This window comes from Flavobacterium sp. T50_26, assembly GCF_057652995.1.
In genome coordinates this window covers 56,743-66,077 of record NZ_JBYFCC010000018.1, presented here as the reverse complement: position 1 = coordinate 66,077, position 9,335 = coordinate 56,743, and the positions used below count along the sequence as shown (strand labels likewise).

4 protein-coding genes are annotated in these 9,335 nt (G+C 35.2%); 1 reads left to right on the top strand and 3 read right to left on the bottom strand.

The features are described from left to right. Window positions 1-5: 5 nt before the first annotated feature. Together AC23MC_RS11685 and AC23MC_RS11680 are read right to left on the bottom strand one after the other, a co-directional pair. Window positions 6-1,985 (bottom strand): PorP/SprF family type IX secretion system membrane protein, encoded by a 1,980-nt coding sequence (locus tag AC23MC_RS11685; RefSeq protein WP_487568536.1) that lies wholly within the window; start codon window positions 1,983-1,985, stop codon window positions 6-8. 2 nt (window positions 1,986-1,987) lie between these two features. Then, window positions 1,988-5,719, bottom strand: a complete 3,732-nt coding sequence (locus AC23MC_RS11680; RefSeq protein ID WP_487568535.1) for a T9SS type B sorting domain-containing protein — start codon at window positions 5,717-5,719, stop codon at window positions 1,988-1,990. Window positions 5,720-6,086: 367 nt separating this feature from the next. Between AC23MC_RS11680 and AC23MC_RS11675 the strand changes: the two genes are divergently transcribed. Continuing rightward, window positions 6,087-7,772, top strand: coding sequence for a glutamine--tRNA ligase/YqeY domain fusion protein (locus AC23MC_RS11675; RefSeq protein WP_487568551.1), 1,686 nt, complete (start codon window positions 6,087-6,089; stop codon window positions 7,770-7,772). Between the two features lie 587 nt (window positions 7,773-8,359). On the opposite strand, the gene AC23MC_RS11670 is transcribed toward AC23MC_RS11675, so the two are convergent. Next, on the bottom strand, window positions 8,360-9,328 hold the full coding sequence (locus AC23MC_RS11670) for an SPFH domain-containing protein (RefSeq protein ID WP_487568534.1): 969 nt from the start codon (window positions 9,326-9,328) through the stop codon (window positions 8,360-8,362). Between the last annotated feature and the right edge of the window lie 7 nt (window positions 9,329-9,335).

Genomic DNA, 9,335 nt, shown 5'->3' with positions numbered 1-9,335 from the left:
GGTGTTTATTTTATGTTAATGTTCATAATCCAAATTTCATCAAAGTAGGTGTTGTCAACATTCGTGTAATAGGAGATTAGGGCTTCACTCCATTCTGAATGTTTTTTTAAATAAACATACCTGAAATTGTTTTTTGGGTTAATAAAATAATTGGCTTTAATTCCTCGCTTTTTTAGCTTATTGATAAAATCATCAGCAAAAGCAGGATCAGAAAAAACATTGGAAATAATGTAATATCCGGGTTCTTGATTATCTACCTGCAAATAGTTTCCTTTTTTGGCAGTAGCTCTTTTTTTGTCGGTCAGTCTGGAATAATACTCTTTGATTTCTTCATCTGTTAGGGAAAATTTTGAATTGGTATTTGTTTTTGGTTCTTCTTTTTTGAGTTTGGAAATTTTAGATTCCAAATCAGTATTTTTTGAATTATTTTTAGTTGATGGTAATTTAATTTCTTCTTTTTTAGTTGATGATTTCATAGCCGATAATTTACTGTTCAAATCATTTTTATCTTCTTTCACTACAACTGTTTCGCCATTTTTCACAGTTGTTTTTGTTGTGGTTTCTACTGTTTTTTCTTCTGTAACCACTGTTGTTTTTGGATCACAATTGCAATCTTTTTCGGCAATGGTTACTTCTAATCGTTCGATGTATTGCATCATATTCTCAATTCGTTTTTCAAAATCGGCTTTCTTCATATTTTCAAGCGAATCTTGTTTGACAATGATTTCCAATAGTTTTAAATTATTTTCGTCCAACGTCATTTTTAATTTTTCAATTTCGATGTCTTTGTTATAGGATTTCATTGTTTCATCTTCATCATATTCTTCTTCCTCTTCAACTTCTGCAATCGCTTTTGATGGTTTTTTCTTTTTCAAAACCGATTTTTTATTCTTTGGAGCAGGCTCAATGATGATTGGTTCTTCGGCCATATCTTCATATTCTTCTTCTGCAAAATCGTCTTCGTATTCTTCTTCAAATTCTTCTGTTTCTTTCAACACTTTTGGCTTTCTAACAACTGCTGTCGGCTTTTTTTTTGATGATTTTCTGTTGTATGTTTCTTCGCTCTCTTTTCCTGCAAATCGATAGGAAAGTGTAATTTCGTGCGTTGGACCAAAATTCACTAAACCATCATTTATTACTCTTTCATAGGTATAACCTAAAGACAATTTTTTGGTAAAATGAGCTCCAACGCCAATATTTACTCCAAAAAAATCATCAATTCCGGCTTGCACCCAACCTAAATTTGGAAAGTTGGTAATCACCGAACCTCCATACACAAAATCATCCGTCTGATTCATTTTTCCTCGAGCAATTAATCTGAAAAAACCGTTTTCAAACAACCCTTCCTGATTTTGCATTTGATGATGATACATCGCATGTCCGGTGTACGTTTTTTGCGAATAATCTTGAACCATTTCGCTGGATTTAAAATCATAATCCACAAAATTTTCGGCATAAACTCCAAAGTCAAAACTTCCCCAGGTTACATTCAAACCCGGTTTTACTGTTAAAATTGAATTGTTTCGCAACGCCATAATGGCCGGATCAGGTTCGTTGGTTACCGCTCTGTTTCTATCCACACCACTGTTGTAATAAGCGATGTTGAAACCTAAAGTCAACTTTATTTTTTCACGAATCGGAATTTGATACGCATAATTTCCAACTCCTCCAAAACTGGTAATAATTCCTAAATTCTGTTGATAAATTCCAATCCCTACTCCTGCTCTTTCACCGTGTTTTCCGGAATAAGAAAGCATATATAATTCCGGCGAATCATCAAATTGAATCCATTGATTTCTGTGGTAAAGTGTGAGATACGAATCGTTTTCACGAACTACCGAAAAAGTCGGATTCATCATAAATCGATTCAACAATAAAGTGTTTTGCGTAGGTATCGTAAACGTCAAAACAGGAGCATCTTGTGCTTGCAAATCGGCAAACACAAATCCTGTTAAGATTAAAACGATTACGTACTTTTTTATCATTTTTATTCGATTACGGTAATGGATCCTCGTTTAATAATTTCGTCATTTTCAGAAATGATGTAATAAAAAACCGGTTCTGATTTAGCATATTCTAAAGTTGAATTTGGCCAGTTATTTTGATAATTTCTAGCTCTGAAAACTACTTTTCCTTTTGGTGAATAAATAATCACCTCAACATCTTCTTTATTAATATATTCGTTCGGAAGTGACCAATAATCATTGATTCCATCGTTGTTCATCGTAATTACATTTGGCACAACAATGCTTGTGTTTTCAACAACAGTAACTGTAAATGTTTTAGTGAATTCACAATCGCCAATCGTTCCAATAATTATGTATGTTCCGGCTTGTGAAACTGAAAATGAATTTCCAATGGCAATAATTTCTTCGTTCAAATACCAAGTGTAATTATCAACTCCGCTTGCAATCACTTCGGTTGAACCTCCTTGAATGACGGTAATTGCATCGGCTATGTTTAAAGTAATTCCGTCTGTTGTGATCACTTCAACTGCAATTGTGTTTGAGGAATAGGAACATCCATCAAAATCAATCGTCATAAAATAATTTCCCGGTTCAGTTACTGTAATTGAATTTCCTGTGCCGATTTCAGAGTTGTTTTCAATCGAAAACCACGTTAGGATATAATTCGGATTTGTGATGTCTGATGATAAGGTGACACTTCCACCCGATTCACATAAAGTTCCTTCGGTTGATAAAGTAAAATTATCTGAAATGCCTAATTTTATAGTAACAGTATTAGAAATAATTGCACTAAAACCTGGTATGGTAACTCGTAATTCATACAAACCATTTTCTAAATAAGAAGCAACATTATAGGTTGTATTGGATGATGAAAGCACCAATTCTCCATCCTTGTACCATTCATAAACATAACCATACGAATTGTTTAGAATGGACATTGTTTCAGATGAACTAACCGCATTAAAGTTTGTAATTGATAACGTTGCTTGATCACTTTCACAAGGAGAATAACCTGAATTTGCAGCAATTGTCACGTTGAATGAATCAGGATAAACCAATTCTGCAACAACTTCTTGTGTTGCATCACAGCCGGTTGTTTGTGTAACAATTACTTTGTAAACACCGTCTTGCGTCACATTGATTGACGAAGCTGTTTGTCCCGAAATAATTGCGTTATTTCTAAACCATTCAAAAGTTGGATTTACAGCATTGGTTGTAGCGGTTAAGATTTTGGTTTCTCCCGGAATGATAATCGATATTGCCGGTAAATTCAAACTTGCTGTAATGCTGTTTAGTTCTAAATTCACCGAATTTGATGTAACTGTACAAGCTCCATACGAAATCACTAAATGATAATTTCCCTCTTGGTTCGTGGTGTAACTTGGTTGAATTGCTCCCGTAATTAAGGTGTTATTTCGATACCAATTGTATGTGAAAATATTGTTGGTTACAGAACTATTTAGTTGAACGGAGTTTGTTCCGCATAAACTTCCAACAGCAGTTACAACCGGAGTTTCAAGTTGCAAAGCAATCGAAATGGTATTTGATTCAATTGGGGCAAAGGTTGGAATGGTAACGCGTAATTCATATAAACCATTTTCTAAAAAAGAAGGAACGGTGTAGGTTGTACTCGATGATGAAAGTACTAATAATCCATCTTTAAACCATTCATAAACATAACCATACGAATTATTTAAAATGGATATTGTTTCAGATGAACTAACTGCATTAAAACTAGTAATTGACAAAGTAGCCTCCTCACTTCCACAAGGCGAATAACCAGCATTTGCCGCAATCGTTACATTGAAAGAATCCGGATAAACCAATTCGGTAACCGCTTCTTGCGTTGCATTACAACCTGTTGTTTGTGTAACAATTACTTTGTAAACACCATTTTGTGTCACATTAATTGACGAACCGGTTTGTCCTGAAATAATTGCATTATTTCTGAACCATTCAAAAGTTGGATCTACAGCATTTGTTGTGGCGATTAAGGTTTTTGTTTCTCCTGGAATAATTATCGATGTTGCCGGTAAATTCAAATTGGCTGTAATACTGTTTTGTTCTAAATTCACTGTATTGGATGTAATCGAACAAGCTCCATACGAAATCACTAAATGATAATTTCCGGCTTGGTTGGTAGTGTAACTTGGTTGAATTGCTCCTGTAATTAACGTGTTATTTCGATACCATTTGTATGTAAAAATGCTGTTGGTTACAGAACTGTTTAATTGAACTGAGTTAGTTCCACACAAACTTCCAACCGCAGTTAAAACCGGAGTTGGAAGTTGCAAAGCAATCGAAATGGCATTTGATTCAATCGGAGCAAAGGTTGGAATGGTAACACGAAGTTTATACGATCCATTTTCTGTTGCATCATCAATAGTGTGTGTTGTTCCGGTAGCTCCTGCAATTGGTGCATTATTCAATAACCACTGATACGAAAAATTCGGATTTGGAAGAGAAACAGTTACATTTCCGGAAGAAGTTTGTGCAATAATCGAACTCAACGACAACGTAGAAGTCGTCACATTACAAGATTGATAATCGCCGGAATTTTGAATAGTTATCGTAAACCCAATTGGATATTGAACCACAACTGTCAATTGTTCAGAAATCGTGCAACCTTGTGTTTCAGTTACAGTTAATTGATACGTTCCGGGTTGTGTAACGGTGTAATTTGCAGTGGTCGCACCCGCAATTACTACGTTATCTTTTCTCCATTGATAAGTTGGCGTCGTTGCATTATTTACCGAATTAATTTGAAGTTGTTCGCCCGGAATGATGACTTCATTCGCATCCACATTCCAATCAATATCCAATTCAATTAATTCTAAAAAGATGGCATTCGACTCAAAAACACAACCACCAAACGTAATTCTTAATTTATAAATTCCTTCTTGTGCAGCATTGTAAGTTGGTCCGGTTGCTCCCGAAATCGCAACATTATCTTTAAACCATTGATAAAGGTAACCTGTATTTTGATGAGATGATGTTAAAAGGCGTGGCGTTCCATCACAAATATAATCGACATTTCCGGCTGATGAAATTGATAAATTTATACCGGCAGTTACATTAACAGAAACAATGTTTGAATAGGAATTCATCACACAACTTCCATAATCCACAATCGCATAATAATTTCCGGATTGAGTTACGGTTAACGAAGGACCGGTTGCTCCTGAAACTTCAGCAAAATTGCGAAACCATTTATACGTTAAACCGGAATAGAAGAGAGGTGAAGCCGGAGTTCCTGTGTTATCAACTTGTAATGTTATATTTCCTCCTTCACAAAAAGAAACCGTTCCCGAATTATTATTAATGGAAAAAGGCTGATTGTGAACAGCGTAATAAGCAGAAAAAGCAGCACTTACAGGACTTGTTACTGCCGGAGCTGTACTTCTAACTCTAATTCTGTACGCTTCTCCGGCAACCGTTGTTGGCATTGCAAACGAAACATTAACCGGAGAAGTAGTGCTTGTTGAGGTGGTTAAAGTTGTTGCCGTTCCAAAATTTCCCGAAGGATCAGAAAGTTCCACAATAAATTGATTTCCAGCTTGAACGTTGGAAACCGGGAAAAAAGTAAAACTAAGATTGTATGAATTAAATCCTTGTGAAGCACAAGCTTGAGAGAAACCTAAAGAAGGTGTGCCAATTACTATCGTTTGGGCATACCCATTTCCGATGCCGTTAAGCAACATCAGAAACAAAAAAGAAAAAAATAATTTTCTTGGGGTAATTTTCCAAACCATAAAACACTCTTTATGTCGGACTGCTTTTACCCCAAAAGCAATCGGTTGTTATTTTGTAATTTAAATAGGCACTACACTACACTTAATTACGAAAAAAACGATAAATGGTTTTCTGTTTCTATCTGTTTTTGAAATTTGTTTCACTAAAAGTATATAAATATTTAGATGACTATGTAAATTTAACATTAAAATCGATGAACGGTAAGCAGGTTTGCGGGAAACCGTAATTGCCTGTATTGAAAACCGTAACAACAATTGCAGTTGGTCGATTATTTAGAAACAGACTAACTTTTTGGTTGAATTTTTTTAAAAAATCATTTACGGCAAATAGGTAAATTTTTCCGTATTTTTGTCGCTCATTTTATTGATTATGTCAGAAGAAAAGTCGCTCAATTTTATTGAACAAATTATCGAAGAAGATTTAAAGAATGGTTTTGCCAAGGATAAACTTCGTTTTCGTTTTCCGCCGGAACCAAACGGATATCTTCACGTGGGTCACGCCAGTTCTATTTGTTTAAATTTCGGATTAGGAATTGATTATCAATCGCCTGTAAATTTGCGTTTTGATGATACCAATCCCGCCAAGGAAGAACAAGAATACGTAGATGCCATCAAACGCGATGTGCAATGGCTTGGCTATCAATGGGCTGAAGAACGTTATGCGTCTGATTATTTTCAAGAATTGTATGATTGGGCGGTTGAATTTATCAAAAAAGACAAAGCCTACGTAGATAGCCAATCTTCGGAAGAAATGGCAAAACAAAAAGGTACACCAACGCAAGTGGGTACCAATAGTCCATACAGAAATCGTTCGGTTGAAGAGAATTTAGATCTTTTTGAGCGAATGAAAAACGGAGAATTTCCGGAAGGAACTCACGTTTTACGTGCTAAAATCGATATGGCTTCTACGAATATGTTGATGCGTGATCCGTTGATGTATCGAATTTTGCATAAACATCACCATAGAACAGGCGACAATTGGTGTATTTATCCAATGTACGACTGGGCTCACGGTGAAAGTGATTATATCGAAGGAATTTCGCATTCACTTTGTACGCTGGAATTTTTACCACACAGAGAATTATACGATTGGTTTTTAGATCAAATTTATGATGCTAATAGAGTTCGTCCGAAACAACGAGAATTTGCAAGAAGAAACCTTTCGCACACCGTTGTAAGTAAACGAAAATTACTTCAATTGGTTCAAGAAGGTCACGTTGCTTCTTGGGATGACCCAAGAATGAGCACGATTTCCGGAATGAGAAGAAGAGGTTACACACCGACTTCCATTCGGAATTTTGCCAAAACAATTGGTATTGCTAAACGAACCAATTTAATTGATGTTTCACTTTTGGAATTCTGTGTTCGTGAAGATTTGAATAAAACTGCTCCACGTGTAATGGCCGTTTTGAATCCGATAAAATTAGTCATTACCAATTATCCTGATGGTCAAGAAGAGTGGTTGGATGCCGAAAACAACCCTGAAGAAGAGGTTTTGACCTACAGAAAAGTGCCGTTTTCAAAAGAATTATACATCGAAAGAGAGGATTTTCAAGAAGAAGCTAATAAGAAATTTTTCCGATTAACGTTGGGAACAGAAGTTCGTTTGAAAAATGCCTACATCATCAAAGGTGAAAATGTTATCAAAGATGCTCATGGAAATATCACCGAAATTCACGCTTCGTATGATGTTGATTCTAAGTCGGGTAGTGATACAGAAGCCAGTCAACGCAAAGTAAAAGGAACCATACATTGGGTTTCTGTTCCGCATGCCGTGGAAGCAGAAGTTCGTATTTATGACCGATTATTTACGCACGAAAATCCGGATGGTGACAAAGAAGTTGATTTTAAAAATTACATCAACCCAAATTCATTAGAAGTGATTACCGGCTATGTTGAACCAAGTTTACAAACCGCTCAACCGGAGGATAAATTTCAATTTCAACGTTTGGGATATTTTTGTACCGATAAAGATTCAACGTCTGAAAAGTTAGTCTTTAACAAAACAGTTGGCTTGAGAGATACTTGGGCTAAAGTGGAAGCAAAGGAGTAAAATTTTTTCAGCGAGTGTGTCATTTCGACGATAGGAGAAATCACACAAAGTTGATAAAAGAATATTCTATTTTCGATATGTGATTTCTCCCTTTAGTCGAAATGACACAGTGAAAGATTTTCATAAACAAAAACTATAATAGCCACAAATTACTGTGGCTTTTTCTATTATTTGTATTTTCTATTGATTTTAAAATTCTATTATCAAAAACAATCAAAAACGGCTTTTTTAGAGCGTTTTTTAGGAAGAAAAAATAAAAGGAAATGTGATTTTATGCTTCGCTCAATGAAAGTGAATTTAAACGTTTCTAATTCGTTTTTGATGAATTTCTAACCGTTTTTTCATCCTTAAAAATTCGAAAACTAAAATTTCTGTGCTTTCCGTGATTTCTGTGAGAAATATGTTTTTCATTTTTCAAATTTTTCGAATCTGTGTTCAAAAAAATCTTTGAAAATCCATTAAGCAAAGCTTCAAAAAAAATCAGCGTAAATCCTTTTCATCCATCAAATCCGTGTTCCATTAAATTTAACTTTTCAAATCTGTGTCCAATTAAAACAAAAAAAAGAGACCCGAAGGTCTCTCTCATTTTATTCTTCATCTTCGGTCGTACCGAATTCATCTTTAGGAGCACTTTTTTTATTTGCTTTTTTAATAGCTCCTTTTTTCATCGCTTCACCAACTTGGTTACTGGCGGTAAAACTGGCTACCATATTATTTAGCATATCACTTCCGGCTTGTGGGGAGTTTGGTAACAAAATCAAGTTTGAATTTGTATCGGCACCAATCGCTTGCAATGTATCATAATGTTGAGTCACAACAATTAATGCAGATGCTTCTTGCGAATTAATTCCAACACGATTCAATACATCCACACTTTCTACCAAACCTCTTGCAATTTCTCTTCTTTGATCAGCAATACCTTGACCTTGAAGTCTTTTACTTTCGGCTTCAGCTTTGGCTTTCGCTACAATTCTGATTCTTCCGGCTTCAGCTTCATATTCAGCAGCGGTTTTTTCACGATCGGCCGCATTAATTCTATTCATTGCATTTTTTACTTGAATATCCGGATCAATATCGGTAATCAGCGTGTTAATGATGTCGTAGCCATAAGTAGTCATCGCTTCGTTCAACTCACGTTTTACAGCAACGGCAATATCATCTTTACGCTCAAAAACATCATCCAATTTTAATTTTGGAACTTCGGCACGCACCACGTCAAATACATACGAAGTAATCTGATCGTGCGGATATTCTAATTTATAAAACGCTTCATATACTTTCTCTTGAATCACTTTAAACTGAACTGAAACTTTCATTTTTACGAACACGTTGTCTTTTGTTTTCGTTTCAATGATAACATCTAATTGTTGAATTCTTAAATTTAATCGTCCGGCAACTTTATCAACTACAGGAATTTTCAGTTGAAAACCGGATTGTCTTATACTGCTGAATTTACCGAAACGTTCAATTACCGCTGCCGATTGTTGTTTAACAGTGAAAAAGGATGCTAACAATAATAAAAACGCAAACACGAGAATAATAATAGTCCAATACATAGAAAAA